The 19,109-nt window shown below is 63.0% G+C and carries 18 protein-coding genes; 14 read left to right on the top strand and 4 right to left on the bottom strand.

The features are described from left to right. The first annotated feature begins 52 nt into the window (after positions 1–52). The 11 genes from IH615_RS21755 (at position 53) to IH615_RS21705 (ending at position 11,075) form a co-directional block, all read left to right on the top strand. On the top strand, positions 53–1,222 hold the full coding sequence (locus tag IH615_RS21755) for a mandelate racemase/muconate lactonizing enzyme family protein (RefSeq protein WP_291365345.1): 1,170 nt from the start codon (positions 53–55) through the stop codon (positions 1,220–1,222). After that, positions 1,223–2,584: a mandelate racemase/muconate lactonizing enzyme family protein gene (locus IH615_RS21750; RefSeq protein WP_291365343.1), complete on the top strand. Its 1,362-nt coding sequence runs from the start codon at positions 1,223–1,225 to the stop codon at positions 2,582–2,584. 155 nt (positions 2,585–2,739) lie between these two features. Beyond that, on the top strand, positions 2,740–3,066 hold the full coding sequence (locus tag IH615_RS21745; RefSeq protein ID WP_291365341.1) for an NIPSNAP family protein: 327 nt from the start codon (positions 2,740–2,742) through the stop codon (positions 3,064–3,066). A 9-nt stretch (positions 3,067–3,075) separates the two neighbouring features. After that, positions 3,076–4,278, top strand: a complete 1,203-nt coding sequence (locus tag IH615_RS21740) for a mandelate racemase/muconate lactonizing enzyme family protein (protein ID WP_291365339.1) — start codon at positions 3,076–3,078, stop codon at positions 4,276–4,278. 186 nt (positions 4,279–4,464) lie between these two features. Further along, positions 4,465–5,184: a TetR/AcrR family transcriptional regulator gene (locus IH615_RS21735; RefSeq protein ID WP_291365501.1), complete on the top strand. Its 720-nt coding sequence runs from the start codon at positions 4,465–4,467 to the stop codon at positions 5,182–5,184. Between the two features lie 232 nt (positions 5,185–5,416). Continuing rightward, positions 5,417–6,727, top strand: a complete 1,311-nt coding sequence (locus tag IH615_RS21730) for an extracellular solute-binding protein (protein WP_291365337.1) — start codon at positions 5,417–5,419, stop codon at positions 6,725–6,727. Between the two features lie 82 nt (positions 6,728–6,809). Then, positions 6,810–7,700: a sugar ABC transporter permease gene (locus IH615_RS21725; RefSeq protein WP_291365499.1), complete on the top strand. Its 891-nt coding sequence runs from the start codon at positions 6,810–6,812 to the stop codon at positions 7,698–7,700. Position 7,701: 1 nt separating this feature from the next. Beyond that, entirely contained in the window at positions 7,702–8,661 is a 960-nt protein-coding gene (locus IH615_RS21720) for a carbohydrate ABC transporter permease (RefSeq protein ID WP_291365335.1), read from the top strand. Beyond that, positions 8,658–8,909, top strand: a complete 252-nt coding sequence (locus IH615_RS21715) for a hypothetical protein (RefSeq protein WP_291365333.1) — start codon at positions 8,658–8,660, stop codon at positions 8,907–8,909. Before IH615_RS21720 ends, IH615_RS21715 begins: the two co-directional genes overlap by 4 nt. Further along, the gene (locus tag IH615_RS21710; RefSeq protein ID WP_291365331.1) at positions 8,902–10,005 is read left to right on the top strand and encodes an ABC transporter ATP-binding protein; all 1,104 of its coding nucleotides are present in this window, start codon (positions 8,902–8,904) and stop codon (positions 10,003–10,005) included. Before IH615_RS21715 ends, IH615_RS21710 begins: the two co-directional genes overlap by 8 nt. Then, positions 10,005–11,075: an ABC transporter ATP-binding protein gene (locus tag IH615_RS21705; protein ID WP_291365329.1), complete on the top strand. Its 1,071-nt coding sequence runs from the start codon at positions 10,005–10,007 to the stop codon at positions 11,073–11,075. The genes IH615_RS21710 and IH615_RS21705 overlap by 1 nt, the downstream gene beginning before the upstream one ends. Before the next feature lie 121 nt (positions 11,076–11,196). Here IH615_RS21705 and IH615_RS21700 read toward each other — a convergent pair whose 3' ends face one another. Beyond that, on the bottom strand, positions 11,197–11,790 hold the full coding sequence (locus IH615_RS21700; protein ID WP_291365327.1) for a DJ-1/PfpI family protein: 594 nt from the start codon (positions 11,788–11,790) through the stop codon (positions 11,197–11,199). A gap of 74 nt (positions 11,791–11,864) precedes the next feature. Continuing rightward, a complete protein-coding gene (locus tag IH615_RS21695) occupies positions 11,865–12,557 on the bottom strand; it encodes a GntR family transcriptional regulator (RefSeq protein WP_291365325.1) in 693 nt (230 codons plus the stop codon). 119 nt (positions 12,558–12,676) lie between these two features. Between IH615_RS21695 and IH615_RS21690 the strand changes: the two genes are divergently transcribed. From IH615_RS21690 to IH615_RS21680, 3 genes are all read left to right on the top strand, one after another. Further along, positions 12,677–13,897: an iron-containing alcohol dehydrogenase gene (locus IH615_RS21690; protein ID WP_291365324.1), complete on the top strand. Its 1,221-nt coding sequence runs from the start codon at positions 12,677–12,679 to the stop codon at positions 13,895–13,897. A gap of 13 nt (positions 13,898–13,910) precedes the next feature. Next, a complete protein-coding gene (locus tag IH615_RS21685; RefSeq protein ID WP_291365322.1) occupies positions 13,911–15,368 on the top strand; it encodes an NAD-dependent succinate-semialdehyde dehydrogenase in 1,458 nt (485 codons plus the stop codon). 302 nt (positions 15,369–15,670) lie between these two features. Then, positions 15,671–16,648 (top strand): alpha/beta hydrolase, encoded by a 978-nt coding sequence (locus tag IH615_RS21680; protein WP_291365320.1) that lies wholly within the window; start codon positions 15,671–15,673, stop codon positions 16,646–16,648. Between the two features lie 32 nt (positions 16,649–16,680). Here the strand turns inward: IH615_RS21680 and IH615_RS21675 are convergent, their stop codons facing one another. After that, positions 16,681–17,790 carry a Gfo/Idh/MocA family oxidoreductase gene (locus IH615_RS21675; protein ID WP_291365318.1) on the bottom strand — a complete coding sequence of 370 codons (1,110 nt, stop codon included), beginning with the start codon at positions 17,788–17,790 and terminating at the stop codon, positions 16,681–16,683. A gap of 92 nt (positions 17,791–17,882) precedes the next feature. Beyond that, positions 17,883–19,055 (bottom strand): DNA-binding transcriptional regulator, encoded by a 1,173-nt coding sequence (locus tag IH615_RS21670; protein ID WP_291365316.1) that lies wholly within the window; start codon positions 19,053–19,055, stop codon positions 17,883–17,885. Positions 19,056–19,109 lie beyond the last annotated feature (54 nt).

Here is a 19,109-nt window from a genome sequence, read left to right as displayed (position 1 = left end):
CGTTTCCAACGGCCGAGACGCCCGTCAAAACCTCACCGAAAGGCAATAGAGCATGAAAATCACGGGTGTCAGGCCGTGGCTGATCAAGTCCGCGGCGTCCTACTGGGGCGAGTTCCTGTTCGTGGAGGTGACGACCGATGAGGGCGTTTCCGGCTGGGGTGAAATCACCACCACGACCTTCGTCGCCAATCGTGCGCTCTGCGTCATGCTCAGGCAGATCAGCAAGATCGTCGAGGGCGACGACCCCGCCCATATCGAGCGCATCTGGCACAAGATCTTCCGCAATTTCACCTATATGGGCAGCCGCGGCGCCGCCGTGGAATGTGTGAGCGCCATCGATATCGCGCTCTGGGATATCCGGGGCAAGGTGCTCGGCCAGCCGATCTACGAACTGCTTGGCGGCCCGGTGCGCGACGATATCCTGCTCTACACCCATCCCGACCAGCGCAAGTTCACCAGCAAGGAAGGCGTTATCCAGGAGATCCGCGACATCATCGCCTCCGGCCACACCGCGCTGAAATTCGATCCCTTCCCGCAGCAAGGGCCGAAGGGTCGCGACGGCGTCGCCCGCGAGCAGTCCGAGGGCTATCTCGATGGCTCGATGACCCGCAAGGACGAGCGCGAGGCGGCTGAACTCACCGCGCTCATTCGCAAAACCGCCGGTCCGGATATCGAAATCCTCATCGACGCCCATGGGCGCTTCGATGTGCCGACGGCCATCCGGACCTGCCGCACACTCGAAGAGGCGGGCGATATCGACTGGTTCGAGGAGCCTGTGCCGCCCGAGAGCTTCAATGCGCTCAAGCAGGTCCGCGACAAGGTCAATGCGCCCATCTCCTGGGGCGAGCGCGGCCACACCAAGTGGGATTTCGTGCCGATCCTCGAAAACAAGCTCGCCGACTATATCATGCCCGACGTCACCTGGACCGGCGGCATCACCGAGCTCAAGAAAATCTCGGCGTTGTGCGAGGCCTATTACATCCCCGTCTCGCCCCATGACGCGGCGGGGCCGATCAACGTGGTGGCAGGCGCGCAGGTGATGATGACCGTGCCGAACTTCTACCGGCTCGAGACATCGGAGTGGAACCTGAGCAAATACGATCACTTGATCGACAAGCCGCTCGATAACTCGAATGGCAGCCTCAAGCTCAACAGGGCACCGGGTCTCGGTATCGAGATGAACCGAGACTACCTCGCAGCAAATGTCGTGGAGTTCGACTGAATGGACGTGAACAAGGCAGCCGAAGCGATCGAAAACAATGTCCGCACGGCCTCGCGCCCGAGTGAGTTGCGCATTACCGACCTGCGCGTTGCCGAGATTGTCGGCGCGCCGTTCACCTCGGCGCTCGTCAAGATCTACACCAACCAGGGCATTGTCGGCCTGGGGGAAGTGCGTGACGGCGCCAGCGCCACCTATGCGCTTATGCTCAAGAGCCGGCTGCTGGGGGAAAATCCCTGCGATATCGACCGGCTGTTCCGCCGCATCAAGCAGTTTGGCGGCCATGGCCGGCAGGGCGGCGGTGTATCGGCCATCGAGATCGCGCTGTGGGACCTGGCGGGCAAGGCCTATGGCGTGCCTGTTTACCAGATGCTGGGCGGCAAGTTCCGCGACAAGGTCCGCGTCTATTGCGATACCGACGCCGAAAAACCCAGCGGCACCGAGACCGGCAAGCGGCTCAAGGCGCGCATGGATATGGGCTTCACCTTTCTCAAGATGGATCTCGGCCTGATGCAGATCGCCGACGTGCCCGGGGCTGTCGTGGCGCCGGCGGGGTCGCTCGAAGCCTACCGCGTCCATCCCGGGCGCGGCCCGGTCAAGAGCATGGAAGACCGCCGCGCCCGCAACGCCGTCTATGACACGCACAATGTCCGCCACCCGTTCAGTGGCCTCCATTTCACCGACAAGGGTCTTGACCTGCTCGAGCAGTATATTGCCGAAGTCCGCGAGGTGATCGGCTACGATATTCCGCTGGCCATCGACCATGTCGGCCATATCTCGCTCCAGAACGGCATCCGGCTGGCGCGGCGGATCGAGAAGTATGTTCCCGCCTGGCTCGAGGATGTGATCCCCTGGCAATATACCGAGCATTACCGGCAGTTGCAGGACGCGACCACCGTGCCGATCTGCACCGGGGAGGACATCTACCTCAAGGAAGGCTTCGAGCCCTTGCTCCGCAGCGGCGGCCTCTCGGTCATCCACCCGGACCTGCTGACCTCGGGCGGAATTCTCGAAACCAAGAAGATCGGCGACATGGCGCAGGACTACGGCGTGGCCATGGCCATCCACATGGCGGAAAGCCCGATCGCGGCGATGGCCGCCGCGCATGTCGCCGTCGCCACGGAGAACTTCATGGCGCTCGAATATCACAGCGTCGAGGTGGACTGGTGGGACGATATCGTCACGGGCCTGCCCAAGCCGCTGGTCCAGGACGGGTTCATCACCGTGCCGGACAAGCCGGGCCTGGGCATCGACGACGTGGTCGACGAGGTCATATCCCAGCATCTGCAGGAGGGCGTCACCGGCATCTGGCAGCCCACCGATCACTGGGATGACGAATATTCCTGGGACCGGACCTGGAGCTAGAATGAGGAATCACGCCTAAACACCCCCACCCTCATTCCCTCCCACAACGGGGGATCACAGACATGTTTAAACCTCAGCCGCCTCCCTCCCCTTGATGCGGAGGGATCAAGGGGAGGTGGGGCCAAGTACAGTCGGCCGCACGAACGGAAAGAACCATGATCTACGAATTGCGCATTTACGATTGCCTGCCTGGCCGCCTCCCTGCCCTGCTGAAGCGCTTCAATGAGCACACGCTGGCGATCTGGGATCGGCACGGCATCCGCCAGGCGGGGTTTTTCACCACCGTCATTGGCGAGAACAGCAACCGCCTCACCTATTTCATTGCCTGGGAATCGCTCGCCGACCGCGAGGCCAAGTGGGCCGCCTTCATCAGCGATCCGGCATGGCATAAGGCCCGCGACGACTCCGAGCGCGACGGCCCGATCATTGCCAATATCAGCAGCCAGCTGCTCGCGCCGACGGCCTTCTCATCGGTCAAATAGAGGTCCACCATGAAGATCACCGATCTGCGCTGCGCCGTCATCGGGCGCCACCCCATTGTGCGCATCGTTACCGACGAAGGGCTCTACGGGCTGGGCGAGGTGGAGTTCACCAAGAGCTACCTCAAGCCCTGGGTGCTGCACTTTCGCGATGCGCTTGTTGGTGAGGACCCGACCGATGTCGAGCGCTGCATGCTCAAGATTCGCCAGCGCGGCAGCTTCAAGCCCTATGGCGCCGCCGTGTCGGCCATCGAGCATGCGCTGTGGGACATTGCCGGCAAGGCGGCCAATGTGCCTGCCTACAAGCTGCTGGGCGGCAAGGTGCGCGACAAGGTGCGGGTCTATAATGGCTCGATCCGCCGCAAGCGCAGCGGCGACCGGCCGGAGGATTATGCTGCCGACGTCAAGTGGATGATGGAGCAGCCGCAGAACTTCTTCATGGTCAAGCAGGGCATCAGCTTCCACTCCAACATGAAGGACACCATCGACGACTTCCACTATGGCGTGCGGCAGAACAATGCCGGCTATCACGGCGCCATGGACCAGGGGCAGATTTCCGAGCGCGGCTTCAAACACATGCTCGACTGCGTCGCGGCGATGAAGGAAGTGCTGGGCGACAAGGTGAGCCTGGCGCTCGATTGCGGCCCCGGCTGGTTCCTCAACGACGCCATCCGCTTCGCCCGCGCCGTCGAGAAATACGACCTGATGTGGCTCGAGGACATGCTGACCGGTGACTATGTCCCCTGGGTCAACCCGCAGGCCTATCGCGAGCTCACCACCTCGACCTCCACGCCCATTCACACCGGCGAGCAGATTTACCTGCGGCACAATTTCAAGGAATTGATCGAGACGCAGGCGGTGCGCGTGGTCGGGCCCGATCCGGCCGATATTGGCGGCATGGCCGAACTCAAATGGGTGGCCGAGCACGCCTATATGCATTCGATCATGATGGCGCCGCATGGCACTGCCAATGGGCTGCTCGGCCTGGGCGCCTTGATCAATGTCTGCGCCACCCTCCCCGCCAACTACATCGCCTTCGAATATCCCAGCGCCTCCGACCCCTGGTGGGAGGATATCGTCATCGGCCTGCCCAAGCAGATCGTCACGGACAGCCATGTCGACCTGCTCCCTGCCCCCGGCCTGGGGCTGGATATCGACCCAGAAGGTGCAAGAAAGTACCTGCTGGAAGAGGATGCAGGGTTCTTCGAGCCCTAGGCTCGTTCCGCAACCCCATCACCGCGAGGTCGTGCCACGGCCCTTGGCTCTGAGCGCCGAGGTACCGCGCCTCGTGACAGCTTGTGGATGCCCACCGCAATTCAGACCTAGTCAGCTCGGTTGGCGCGTTGTCGTCGACCTGTTAATGCCTATTGCGCGAGAATGAGACGCGTGTATCATATTGATATGGTCGTCTCACGTCAGCGAAATACAGCCACAACAATCCAGGGTGCCGAGCGCGGAGCCAAGGCCCGGACCCGCCGGCTCATGCTCGACGCTGCCATTGCGTTGATGCAGTCAGGCATGACGCCTTCGGTGACGGGCGTCGCCGAAACGGCGGGCGTGTCGCGGGCCACGGCCTATCGCTATTTCCCCAGCCAGGCCGCCCTGGTCCATGCCGTGGTCGACGAGGCTCTGGGACCCATTCTGGAATGGGCACCAAACAATGGCAGCGCCGGAGCGCGCGTGGCCGACCTGCTGGCCACTGCAATGCCGCGCATCGAAGAGTTCGAGGCAACCTTCAAGGCCTCCCTTCGCCTGTCGCTGGAGCAGTGGGCGCAGCGACGCGCGGGCACGCTTGGCAGCGAGCCGCAATTCACCCGAGGTCACCGTGTCGATCTGCTGATGAATGCCACGGCCCCGCTCGCGGCGAGGCTAACGCCAGACCAGCATTTGCGGGTGGCGCAGGCCCTGTCGCTGGTATTCGGCGTCGAAGTGCTGAATGTCCTCAAGGATATCTGGGGCCTCAGTTCGCACGAGGCACAAAACGTTGCCCAATGGGCCGCAAGGGCACTGATCGGCGCCGCCGAAGCGGAAGCAACCAGCGGGCAGAAGGTCGAGAGCAAGATTGCTGCTGAACGCACGAAAGATGCGTCTGCGGCACCAGCCCACAAGGAGGGCAGCTGATTTGTGCTGACATCGGCAGGCACCAATTGGTGGCCTGCCGTTGCTGTCGGCGCAGACGATGGGGAGCGAGCCGGTCCGAAACAGATCGGAACGGCTCAGCGAACCACAGGGAGGGGATGACGATCAGGAAGGCAGGCCCAGGAGGGTCTGTCCGATCGGAGTCCGGTGAGATGCGGCGTCGCCCGCCGGGCTCACACGAGGCGTGAACTGTGCATGTGAGGGAGATGATACAATGCGCAAGACTATGGTTGGACTACTGACCGGAGTGAGTTTCGCCGCCATGGGCAGTCTCGCCCAGGCCCAGGAACTGACGATCCTCTGGGCCGAATGGGACCCCGCAAACTACCTGCAGGAACTGGTGAACGATTATCAGGCCGAAACCGGCGTTACCGTGACGGTCGAAACGGTTCCGTGGCCTGATTTCCAGACCAAGGCATTCACCGAGTTCAACGCTCAGGGATCTGCATATGACCTCGTCGTCGGCGACAGCCAGTGGCTGGGTGCCGGCTCGACCGGCGGTCATTATGTAGACCTGACCGAGTTCGTGAAGACCCACAACCTGACCACCACCATGGCGCCAGCCACCATGCAGTTCTACTCGGAATATCCGGGTGGTTCGGGCACCTACTGGTCGGTGCCGCTCGAGGGCGACGCCGTCGGCTGGGCCTATCGCAAGGACTGGTTCGAAGATCCGACCGAAATGGCCAACTTCAAGGCCAAGTACGGCTACGACCTCGCCGTGCCGACGGACCTCAAGCAGCTCGTCGACATCGCCGAGTTCTTCCACCGTCCGGAAGAAAACCGCTACGGCGCTGCTGTCTACACACAGGTCCCGGGCGACGCCATCACGATGGGCGCCGAGACCTTCATCTTCTCGTATGGCGGCTCGCTGGGCGACTACGCCAACTACAAGGTCACGGGCCTGCTGAACTCACCCGAGTCGGCCGAAGGCCTTGAGGACTACAAGAAGCTCTACGGCTTTGGCCCTCCGGGCTGGGGCAATGCGTTCTTCGCCGAAGTAAATACGGCGATCGCGCAGGGTCAGGTGGCGATGGGCATGAACTTCTTTGCGTTCTTCCCCTCGCTGCTCAACGAGGCGACCAATCCGCAGGCCGCCAACATGGGCTTCTTCGCCAACCCGCCCGGCCCGCGCGGTGATGACTTTGCCGCTCTCGGCGGCCAGGGCATATCGCTGGTGTCCTACAGCCAGAACCAGGAGGAAGCCATGAAGTTCCTCGAATGGCTGGTCAAGGACGAGACTCAGAAGAAGTGGGCTGAGCTGGGTGGTTACACTGCCGCCGCAGCTATCCTCGAGTCCGAGGAATTCCAGAACGCGACGCCTTACAACAAGGCGTTCTATGAGACCATGTTCAAGGTCCGCGACTTCTGGGCGCTGCCCGAATACGCCGAGCTGCTCGATGAGGGCCAGCAGGGCTTCTACGACTATGTCGTGAACGGCAATGGCACCGCTCAGGAGGCGCTCGACAAGCTCGCCGCTACCTGGGTCGAAAGCCTCAAGGCCGCCGGCTACCCTGCCGAGTAATCCACTGACAGCGACCCGGGGAGGGGAGGCATCTCCTTCCCGGGCAATGTTCTAACCGGGGGATTATGCATTGACGAACATGATGACGACGCTCAGTCCGAGTTCGCGCGCCGCGACGCGCGGCTGGAGCGACATCACCATCAGGAACCTTTTCGTCATTCCGACGGTGGCGTTCCTCATCATTTTCAACGTTTTTCCGCTGCTTTATTCGCTGGGCTTTTCGTTCACGGACTTCCGTGCATCGAGCAAGGCACCGGTCAATTTCGTCGGCCTGAAGAACTACACCGACATCCTCGCCGATCCGGTGATCTGGCGGAGCTTCTCCACCACGCTGTGGTACGTCATCGTCTCGGTGACCGGGCAGTTCGTGGTTGGCTTCGGGCTGGCGCTGCTGCTCAACCGGCCGATTCCTGGCAAGGGCTTCCTGACGACGCTGCTGCTGCTGCCCATGATGCTATCGCCGGTCGTTGTGGGTCTGTTCTGGAAGCTCATCTACGATCCGTCCTGGGGCATCCTCAACTATGCGCTAGGCCTCGGCAAAACGGCATGGCTGACCGACGCGAACCTCGCGCTCTATGCGGTGGCCATCACCGATATCTGGATGTGGTCGCCCTTTGTGATGCTGCTCTCGCTGGCTGGCCTGAGCGCCGTGCCCAAGCACCTCTACGAAGCCGCCTCAATCGATCGCGCCAGCAAGCTCTACACCTTCTTCCGCATCACCCTGCCGCTGGTCGCGCCGATCCTGCTCATCGCGGTGATCTTCCGCACCATGGAGGCTTTCAAGACCTTTGATATCGCCTTCGTCATGACCGGCCAGCCGCAAGCCGAACTGATTTCGTCGCGCCTTTACAAGATGGCGTTCGCGCAATGGCAGACGGGACCCGCCTCGGCTCTCGCCTATATCGTGCTGATCATGGTGCTCTGCATCACCAACATCTACGTAAAATATCTCAACAAGGCCAAGGAGCGCTAGAATGGCTGTCGTTTCAACGCGCTCCGGACGGCTCGGCAACCGCATTGCCATTGCGATTGTGCTCGTCATCACGCTCATCTTCCTGTCGCCGATCTATTGGATCACGACGACGGCCTTCAAGCCGCTCGTGCAGGCCACATCGGTGCCACCGAGCGTCTTGTTCGAGCCACAGATCACGCCGTTCGTGAAACTGTTCACCAAGCGGGCCCAACTGACCGGGCCTGTGAGCCCGGAGGTCTACGAGGCTGCGCCCTGGTGGGAAAAACTGGTGCTTGACGGCGGCGAACGCCTGGCCCGCGACGGCAATGGCGATGTGGTGTTCTCGGCCTATCCGGATCGTTTCGTCAACTCGCTGATCATCGCCATCACCTCGACCATTCTCGCAGTGTCACTGGGAACAATCACCGCCTACGGCTTCTCGCGCTTCAGGGTAAAGGGGGAGGCGGACCTCCTCTTCTTCATCCTCTCCACCCGCATGCTGCCGCCTATCGTGGTCGCCATTCCGATGTTCCTGATGTATCGGGCCGTCGGCCTGAACGACACCCATGTCGGCCTGATCATCCTCTACACGGCCTTCAACGTCTCGTTCGCCGTCTGGCTGATGAAGGGTTTCATCGACGAAATCCCGAAGGAATACGAGGAGGCGGCGCTGGTGGACGGCTATACCCGCATGCAGGCCTTCTTCAAGATCGTCCTGCCCGAAGCCGCCACCGGCATCGCTGCCACCGCGGTCTTCTGCTTCATCACCGCCTGGAACGAGTATGCGTTCGCGCTGATCCTCACCAACCGCCGGGCACAGACGGCGCCGCCGTTCATTCCCAGCCAGGTCGGCACGGGCCTGCAGGACTGGACCGTCATCGCCGCCGGGACCGTGCTGTTCCTGCTGCCGGTCGCCATCTTCACCTTCCTGCTCCGCAACCATCTGCTGCGCGGCATGAGCTTTGGTGCCATTCGCAAATGATCAGTCGAGAATTCAACCAGAAATATTTCGGCCCCGGTTCCATCACGCTGATGGTCGCTGGCATCCTGTTCCTATGCCAGCCCTGGATCAGCTTCCTGCATGCCTGGAGCGTGCTGGTGATGCTGATCGGCCTGATCGGCTTCAACATCTCCGTGCATATTCCACCGCCGGAACAGCTCGTGGACGAAGATGACACCGGTCCGGTGTCCATCTCCAAGACAGTGGCAGCGGGTGGTGGGCATGACTGAGATTCAGCTGCGCAATATCGACAAGCATTTCGGCCCGGTCCACGTGATCCGCGAGATCAACCTGACGGTGAAGGACCAGGAGTTCGTCGTTCTGCTCGGGCCCTCGGGCTGCGGCAAGACCACGACCCTGCGCGCCATCGCCGGCCTTGAGGATATCGACTCGGGCGACATCCTGATCGATGGCAAGCCGGTGCAGAACCTGCACGCCTCCGAGCGCGACGTGGCCTTTGTCTTCCAGAACTACGCGCTCTATCCGCATCTGACGGTTTACGAGAATATGGCGTTTCCGCTCCGAGCGGTGCGCCAGAACCGGGAAGAGATCGACAAGACGGTCCAGTCCGTAGCGACCTCGCTGGGCATCACGGGCCTCCTCAACCGCCGCCCTTCGGCGCTGTCAGGTGGCGACATGCAGCGCGTGGCCATCGGCCGCTCGCTGGTACGCCGGCCAAAGGCCATCCTGCTCGATGAGCCCATTGGTTCGCTCGATGCCAAGCTGCGCGAAAGCATGCGGGTCGAGCTCAAGCGCCTGCATATCGAGAACGGCTCCACCTCGATTTACGTGACGCATGACCAGGTCGAGGCCATGTCGCTGGCCGACCGCATCGTGGTCATGCATGAGGGCCTGTTGCAGCAGGTCGGCACGCCCGACGACGTCTACCGCTATCCCGCCAACATCTTCGTCGCCCAGTTCGTCGGCAGCCCGATCATGAACATGGCCGCCGCAGACATCAGTGAAGGCAGTTCCGGCGTCAGCGTCAGCCTGGGTGGCGTCAGCTTCGCCTTTCCGGCCGCCCTGTCCGGCAAGCTCAAGGAGGCCGGCGCCCAGAAGGGTAAGGTCATGCTCGGTGTCCGGCCAGAAGGCGTCCTGCTCTCGCACGAGCCCAAGGACGGCTATGTCGAGGTGACCTCAGGCATCATCGAGCCCCTTGGCTCCCACGACATCGTCGACCTCAAGGTCGGTGACATCGTGCTGCGCGCCCGCACCAAGAGCGGTTTCGTGGCCGGCCCCGGCCTCAAGGTGTGGGCCCGGATCGACCCGGCGCAGGCGCATTTCTTCGACACCACATCCGGCAGTTCTTTGGAGATCAGGCTCTGATGGCGCATATCCAACTCAAGGGGATCTCCAAATCCTTCGGCAACCACGTGGCGCTCAGGGATCTCGACCTCGAAATCGCCGACGGGGAGTTCTTCGTGCTGCTCGGTCAGACCGGCGCGGGCAAGACCACGACGCTGCGGCTGGTGGCGGGCCTCGAAAAGCCCAGCACCGGGCAGATCTTCATCGATGGCCAGGATGTGGGTGATTGGGGCGCGGCCGAGCGCGACGTGGCGCTGGTGCTGCAGCAATATTCGCTCTACCCGCGCTACACGGTGCGAGAGAATCTTGAATTCCCGCTCAAGTCACCCATCCGCAAATCCAGCCCGGACGAGATCAAGGCGCAGGTCGATCGCGTGGCCAAGACGCTGCGCATCGAGCACCTGCTGGATCGCAAGGTCGACCGGCTCTCGGGTGGCGAGATGCAGCGCGTGTCGATCGGCCGGGCCATCGTGCGGCGGCCCCGGGTGTTCCTGATGGACGAGCCGCTCTCGGCGCTCGACGCCAAGTTGCGCGAGGCCCTGCGGACAGAGCTCAAGAACCTGCAGGTCAATCTGGGCGCGACCTTCCTGTTCGTGACGCACGATCAAGTCGAGGCCATGGCGATGGGCGACAAGATCGGGGTGCTCAATAACGGGCAACTGGTACAGACCGGTACGCCGCATGAAATCTACAATAACCCGATCAACACCTTCGTCGCGCGTGCGGTGGGTTCCCCGCCCATGAACCTGATGGACGGTCAGCTCGAACAGGGCACGGCCGTCACCGCCGCCGGCCAGCGCCTGCCCCTGCAGGGGCGTGAACCGTTTGCCGGACGCGCGCTGACCTTCGGCATCCGCCCCGAAGACCTTGTCCTCGAAGGCGGCGCGCCGGGCGCGGCGCGCGTGCATGACATCGAGAACCATGGCGTCGCCAAGATCATCACCCTGCGGGCGGGCGACAACCTGCTCCAGGCGACCGTGCCGAGCCAGACCAGCCTCAAGATCGACGAAGATGTGCGGTTCTCCTGGAACCCCGAGAAAGTCGTGCTGTTCGACGGCAAGAGCGGCATCAACCTGCGCCACGCAGGCTAGGGCCGATAGCCGGCACGCGCCCAGGGTGTCGTCTTCCCGACGCCGGTTCCAGTTCATTTCCCAAACAAAAAAGAGCGCCCCGATGTCACCATCGAGGCGCCTTGCATTTTTGCTCGCGTGATCAGGCGTGCTTGATTTCCGTGCCGAGCACCTTGAGGCAGTCGCGCATGAAGGCCGCCAACGCTGTCCAGCCCTTGGCGGACACCATATTGCCATCGATCAGCGAGTCGGTGGGTGACAGGTCCACATAGGTGCCACCGGCCAGGGTCACTTCCGGCTCGCATGCGGCCAGGGCGCCGACGCGCTTGCCGCGCACCACGCCATCGACGGCGATCAGGATCTGCACGCCGTGGCAGATAGTGAAGATGGGCTTGCCGGCATCGTGGAAGTGCTTGACCATCTGCTGGATGCGCTTGTCGGTGCGGATATATTCCGGGCCGCGGCCGCCGGCGCAATAGACCGCGTCATACTGGTCGAGCTGGGCCAGGGCCTCCGAGAAGGTCTTGTTGATGTCGGCATAGTGACCCATCTTTTCGGTATAGGTCTGGTCGCCCTCGAAGTCGTGCAGCGAGGTCTTGATGCGGTCGCCGGCCTTCTTGTCGGGGCAGACGACGTGGACCGTGTGTCCCACTGCCATCATGCCCTGCTGATAGACGAAGATTTCGTATTCCTCGGTGAATTCACCGGTCAGCATCAGTATCTTCTTGCCGGCCATTATCTGTTCCTCCCTGTTTTCAGATCAATCGGGCAACCCCTGGCGCAGGCGCCAGCAGGTCGATTTACGTCACCTCAGGCAAAAGCCGGCAAAAGCCGGGTTCGTGAATTATGGATGTGTACGAGCATGGCCTCGCGCGCGCGCTTGGGATCGCCCTTGCGGAACGCGTCGAGCAAGGCCTCGTGTTCATCCAGCGCCTCTGCCGTCACCAGCCGGTGATACATCAGGCGGAAAATGTGGAAGTGGGTGTGCTGCATGCGCAGCACGTCGCGCACGAGCCCATTGCCGGCAATTTCGAGAATCTTGTCGTGGAACTCGGCGTCCCTCCGGGCGAAGTCGGAATAGCGCAACTGCTCGTCGGCGCCGTCGTCGGCTGCCATCACGCCGGCCAGTTGCTGCAGCGCCGTCAGGCCCGCCTCGTCCATGCGCGCTGTCGCCTTGGCTGCGGCTTCGGGTTCCAGCATCAGGCGAAGCTCATAGAGTTCGTCGAAGCGTGCCCGGCTGACCTGCGGCGCGGCACGATAGCCCACAAGGTGAGCCCGGAGCACGAGGCCCTCCCCCTCCAGCCGCCCCAAAGCCTCGCGGATGGGGGTGTGCGACACGTTGAGTTCGCGAACCAGCGTGTCCACCGTGATCCTCGCGCCCGGCGGAATCTGCAACGACATGAGCTGCGCGAAGATCGCGTCATAGACGTTGCCGGCCAGACTCGTGGGGCGCGCGAGCCCTGCCGCTGCATCGCCCGCCCGGTGGATCACTGTCGATTTCATAACGGCCGCTCGCCTCTTGACATGACCGATGATCTAGCAGGATGGTGGCGAGCCCACAATACTATATCTTATACGATCCTATTTGGCGTATGAGCAAAAACGGGTGGAGGACACGTTCGATGGGGCTGTTCGGCGCGCTCAGGCTGCCGCGCGAAATTCTGTTTGGCAGCGGTCAGCGCCGGGCACTTGGCGCTGTCGCGGCCAAATCGGGCCGTCGGGCGCTGGTCTGTACGGACGAGCGTTTTGCTGCCACGCCCAGCTTCGCGGAGATGATGGCCGATCTGCGGGCGTCGGGCATCGAGGCGCTGGTTCACGATCAGGTTCTGCCCGATGTTCCCAGCGATACCGTCATCACCTGCGTCGAGGCCGCGCGGCCATTTGCCCCTGACATGGTGATCGGAATCGGCGGCGGATCGTGCCTCGACATGGCAAAGTGTGCCGCGCTGCTGCTGACACATGGCGGTGTGCTCACCGACTACTATGGCGAGTTCAAGGTGCCGGGAGCGGTGCTGCCGATCATCGCCGTCCCGACAACCGCCGGAACCGGCTCGGAAGTGACGCCCGTGGCCGTGATCTCCGATCCGGTGCGCACCCTCAAGGTCGGCATTTCGAGCCCGCATCTGATCGCCACCGCCGCCATCTGCGACCCCGATCTCACCCTGACCTGTCCGCCGGGCCTGACGGCTATTGCCGGCGCCGACGCGCTCACCCACGCCATTGAGGCCTTCACGGCCGTGCGCCGGGCCGGTTCGGCGACGCTTCCCCAGCAGCATGTCTTCATCGGCAAGAGCGCCCTCACCGATCACTATGCCCTGCTCGCCGTGCGCCTGCTGGGCCGCAGCCTTGAAACTGCAGTCAAGGATGGCGGCAATGCCGATGCCCGCGCCGACGTCATGCTTGCCGCCATGGCTGCGGGCTGCGCCTTCGGTACGGCTGGGACGGCCGCCGCACATGCCATTCAGTACCCCGTCGGCGCCCTCACCCATACGGCGCATGGCCTGGGCGTCGCCTGCGTCCTGCCCTATGTCATGGCCTATAACCGTTCATCAAGCCTGGCCGAGATGGCTGAAATCGGTACCGCCCTCGGCCTTGCAGATGGCAATGTCGAGAAGCGGGCTCAGGGCGCCATAGACACCGTCCGCCGCCTGTTCGCAGCCATCGGCATCGCGCCGACGCTGGCCAAGCTCGGGCTCGCCGAAGACAAGCTCGACTGGACGGCCGAGCAAGCCATCAGCATCGATCGCCTGATCAAGAACAACCCCCGGCCCTTCGACATCGAGGGCATGAAGACCCTGCTCCGCGCCGCCTATAATGGCGACATGGCCGGCGCAGCAGCATGACCGGACCAATGGAATGACGCAGACTCCCGACCTCGAGGCAGCATCGCGCGGACTGTATATCGGTGGGCAATGGCTGCCCGCCAGCGGTGGCGCGACCATCAATGTCGTCGATCCCTCGACCGAAGCCGTGCTGGCAACGGTGCCCGACGCAACCCTGGCCGATGCCAGCGCCGCGGTCGAGGCCGCCGCCAAGGCTGCTTCGGGCTGGCGCAACATGGCGCCGCGCAAGCGTTCGGAAATCCTGCGCCGTTGCTTCGAATTGATGACCGAACGATCGGAGATACTCGCAACGCTGATCTCGCTGGAAAATGGCAAGGCCCTGCGGGACGCCCGCGGCGAGGTGGCTTATGCCGCCGAATTCTTCCGCTGGAATGCCGAGGAAGCGGTGCGCATCACCGGCGAATTCGGCATCGCGCCTGCGGGCGCCAATCGCATTGTGGTCGATTACCAGCCCATCGGCATCTGCCTGATGATCACGCCCTGGAATTTCCCTGCGGCCATGGCCACACGCAAGATTGCCCCGGCCCTTGCCGCCGGCTGCACCGTCATCCTCAAGCCCGCCTCCGAAACGCCGCTGACCGCCTATTCGCTGGCAGCCATCTATGAAGAGGCTGGCGTGCCACCGGGCGTGGTCAATGTGCTGACCACCACCGCGCCCGGCCCGCTGACGTCGGCCATCCTGGCCGATCCGCGGGTGCGCAAGCTATCCTTCACCGGCTCGACCGGTGTCGGCCGCGCCCTGCTGGCGGAGGCCGCCAGGCATGTCATCTCCTGCGCCATGGAATTGGGTGGCAATGCGCCCTTCATTGTCTTCGACGACGCCGATCTCGACGCTGCCCTCGATGGCGCGATGATCGCCAAGATGCGCAATGCCGGCGAGGCCTGCACGGCCGCGAACCGGCTCTATGTCCAGTCTGGCATCCATGATGCCTTCGTGACCGGCCTGGTGCAGCGCATGGAGGCGCTGCAGGTCGGCCCCGGCGCCGAGACCGAAACGGAATGCGGCCCGATGATCACCCGCAAGGCGGTCGACAAGATCGAGCGCCTGGTCGAGGACGCCATTGCCAAGGGCGCCAGGGTCGTGACGGGCGGCGCCCGTCCCAACCGACCGGGCTTCTTCTATCCGCCGACCGTGCTCACCAACGCCTCCGACGACGCCGAGATGGCCGTCGAGGAGATCTTTGGGCCGGTGGCACCGATCTATCGCTTCGACGATGAAGCCGAGGTGATCGCGCGTGCCAACGACACCGAATATGGGCTGGCCGCCTACATCTTCACGCGGGACCTGTCCAAGGGCCTGCGCGTGGCGGGCGCGGTGGAAGCCGGCATGATCGGATTGAATCGCGGCCTGGTCTCGGACCCGGCGGCACCATTTGGCGGGGTGAAGCAAAGTGGACTTGGACGTGAAGGTGGCCAGCATCATGGCATCGCCGAGTTCATGGAGGCGAAATACATCGCCACCAGTTTCTAGGAAGGCAGCAGCCATGGAAACCGACGCTTTTCGAATACGTGGGCATGGCGCCAACTTCGATGACATGGTCGCCCGCAGCGCCAATACACGCGCCACGGTGCCGATGAAGGCCGCCCCTTCCTCAAGACGGTGGGCTCACTGCCACTTCGGCCGAGAAATATCTCAGAACTCTCGCGCGAATGCTCATGGCCATAACCGGGGGCCGAGACATACTTGCCGTAACAGTGGGGAGGAAAGCATGGAAGGTATGCGTCGGGCGACCGGCCTGGGGGGTACCAGTCGCGGGAGCGACGGAGGCAGGCATGATCGGCCTTAATCGCGGACTGGTATCGGACCACGCGGCGCCCAATGGCGGAGGAAAGCAGGGCGGACTCGGGCGTGAGGGTGGCCAGCGCCGCAGCATAGCCGAGTTCATGGAGGCGACGTCAATCGCCACAGTTTCTAGGAAGGCAGTCGCCATGGAAGCCGACGCATTTCGAATACGTGGGCATGTCGCCAATTTTGACGACATCGTCGCTGACATTCTCGCCCGAAGCGCCGCCACGCGCGCTACCGTGCCGATGAAGTCCGACATTGCCTATGGCGATGCGCCCTCCGAAAAGGTCGACCTGTTCTTCCCCAAGGAGAACGGTGCGCCCTGCCCCGTCCACATGTTCATCCATGGCGGCTATTGGCGCGCATTTTCCAAGAACGACTACTCTCTGGTCGCCGATACCGTTGTTGCCGCCGGCGCCATCGCTGTCGTGGTCGATTATGCCCTGATGCCCGCGGTGCGCCTGGCGACACTGGTCGATCAGGTGCGCCGCGCCAAGCAATGGGTGCTCGATAACATTGCCCAGTATGGCGGCGACCCGGACAAGCTCACCATCAGCGGCCACTCGGCCGGGGCGCATCTGGCGACCACGCTGTTCCAGCATGATCGTGGTCCAAGCCGTGTCCGCTCGGCCCTGCTGCTGGGCGGCCTTTATGACCTCAAGCCCTTGCAGAAGTCGTTCCTGAAGGACGAAATCGGCCTCACCAATGACGAGGTCGCGGCCTTCACCCCGATGAGGAAGCAGTTTGATGCTGCTACCGGCGTCATGGTGGTTGTCGGCGCCAAGGAAACCCCGCCGTTCCACGAACAGGCCAACACCTTTGCGCGCAAGCTCTCCGGCCAGGGGCTGGACGTGTCGCAGCGCATCGTGGTCAACCGCAACCACATGGACAGCGTGCGCGACCTGGGCGTGCCCTATTCGCTGACCGGGCGCTATCTGGCCGAACTCATCGTCGGCGCCCGGTAATCAACGGCCCTGGGCCGTCGACGCGATGGTCCTCAGCGCTTGCCGAAATCGGGCACCTTGACGATTTCGCCACCCTTCAGCGCCGACTGGTGCGCGCAGATGCCGACCGAGGTCCAGTTGGCCGATTGCTCGACATTGGGGAATGGATCGCGGTCTTCCAGCAATGCGTTGACGAACTCATTGACCATGTGCGGATGCGAGCCGCCATGTCCGCCGCCCTGGACGAAGGACAGGTGATCCTCGTCGACAATGGCCCGGGTGAACTTCTGGATTTCCCTGGGCAGGAGATGGGCATAATCGGGCACCTCCACCCGCTCCGCGATTTCCGGCTCCGGCCGCTTGGCCGTATGCAGCACCGGATGCTCCCCTGTCATCAACTCCCACTCGAACGATTTCTTCGAGCCATAGACGTCGATGCTCTCACGATATTGCCGCGCCGTATCCCAGAGGAAGCGCCAGACATGGGCAGCCAGGTCGGAATCCTTGATCTTGATGTGGCAGGATTCCACCGCGAAACTTGACCCCGACCGGCGGGCGATCTCGTCATTGACCGTGCCCGAGCCGAAGCAACTGACATAGTCGGCCATGCCATCGACCATGGCCATGAGCGGGCTGACGACATGGGTGGCGTAGTGCATGGGCACCATGTCCTTCCAGTAGTCAGGCCAGCCCTCCATGTCCTGGGGGTGCGACGCCTGCATATACTGGATGCGACCCAGCTCGCCCTTGTCGTACATCTCCTTGATGAACAGATATTCGCGGCTATAGACCACCGTTTCCGCCATCATGTATTTGAGGCCGGTTTCGCGCACCAGGCCGACGATTTCCCGGGCCTCCTCCAGCGTCGTCGCCATCGGAACCGTGCACATGACGTGCTTGCCGGCCTTGAGCGCAGCGATGGACTGTGGGGCGTGGTCGGGGATGGGGCTGTTGATGTGGACGAAGTCCACATTGGGGTCAGCAAGCACCTCGCGAAAATCGGTGTAGCGCGCCGCGATGCCGAACCTGTCGCCGATCTCGTCCAGCCTGGCCCGCGATCGCTGGCAGATGGCGGCGACCTCCGCCTTGGGATGGGCCTGGTAGATCGGAATGAACTCCGCCCCGAAACCCAGCCCGATCAGCCCTACGCGCACCTTGTCCATGGTCCCCTCCGTCAGATGCGACAAGTATTGCCGTCCCATCAGGCGTGGCCATGAGCATTCGCGCGAGATTTCTGAGATATTTCGCGGTCGCCTCAGGCCCTGGGGAAGGATCGTGCCCGCACCTGGTCCCGGTATTCGCGCGGGGTGAGCCCCGTTTCCTTCTTGAAGAACACGCTGAGATATTCCGGATGCTCGATGCCGATCGCCTCGCTGATCTCGGACAGCGACATGTCGGTCTCGAGCAGTAATTCGCGCACGGCATTGGTCCTGACGCGCAGGATTTCCTGGTGCGGCGTGCGGTTGAGGGCCTTGCGGAACCGGGCCTCGAGCACCCGGCGCGACAGGGGTATGGAGCCCAGCACATCCTTGACGCCGATATTGCTGCGCGCGTTGCTGCGGATGAAGGCCACTGCTTCGGCCACATGCCGGTCGTCCACGGCCAGCACGTCGGTCGAGACCCGCTTGCGCACGCCGAGCGGCTTGATCGAATGCTTGCGGCCCGACAGCTTCTCCCCCCGCAGCATGCGGTCGAGGATCTCGGCGGCGTGGACGCCCGTGCGAAACGCGTTTGGGATCACGCTGGACATGCTGGGCGTGGTGATCTCGCACAGCAATTCGTCATTATCGACGCCGACGATAGCCACGTCGCTGGGCACGGCGATCTCATAGTAGCGGCAGATTTCGAGCAGTTGCTGGCCGCAGCCATCGTAGCAGGCGAAGATGCCCACCGGCTTGGGCAGGCCATCCAGCCAGCTCCGGATCGCCTCGCGCTGCGTCCACCACCGCACCCGGGGCTCCTGGCGAGCGGGCAGGTTGAAGATGGCCGATCTCACTCGATCCGAAGGACCCAGGATGCGCTCGAAGGCATGCTGCCGCCAGATCGACCAGTTGTAGAAGGGATCGCCGAAGTAGGCGAAATTCTGCAGCCCGCAATCGCGCAGATGCTCCAGCGCCAGCTGGGTGATGGCTTCATCGTCGGTCTCGACCCACGGAATGCCCTGCACCAGGCGCGCTGCGCTCACATCGACGGTCGGCACGTCCATGACGGCGACGATACGCGCCATGCGATCGGTTTCGATCCGCGCGATGATGCCGTCGAATTTCCAGTCGCCGGCAAAGGATTCGTCAATTTCGTGCCGGCCATGTTCGGTCAGGTACAGCGTCCAGGGGCGCGTCCTGGCATAATCGTGGATGCCCCTGAGGATGTCGCGTGCGTAGCTGTTCGACGTCTCGACGATGACCGCTACGTTGAGCTCGTCGATCATCCGTCCTCCCATGTCGACCGGAGTTTGCGCATGGACGGGCATGCCCGCAACCGC

Origin of the sequence: Devosia sp. (genome assembly GCF_014860165.1) — a bacterium.
In the GTDB taxonomy this organism is placed as follows: domain Bacteria; phylum Pseudomonadota; class Alphaproteobacteria; order Rhizobiales; family Devosiaceae; genus Devosia.
The sequence above is the reverse complement of the archived record's forward strand: the minus strand, read 5'-3'. Positions and strand labels throughout refer to the sequence as shown.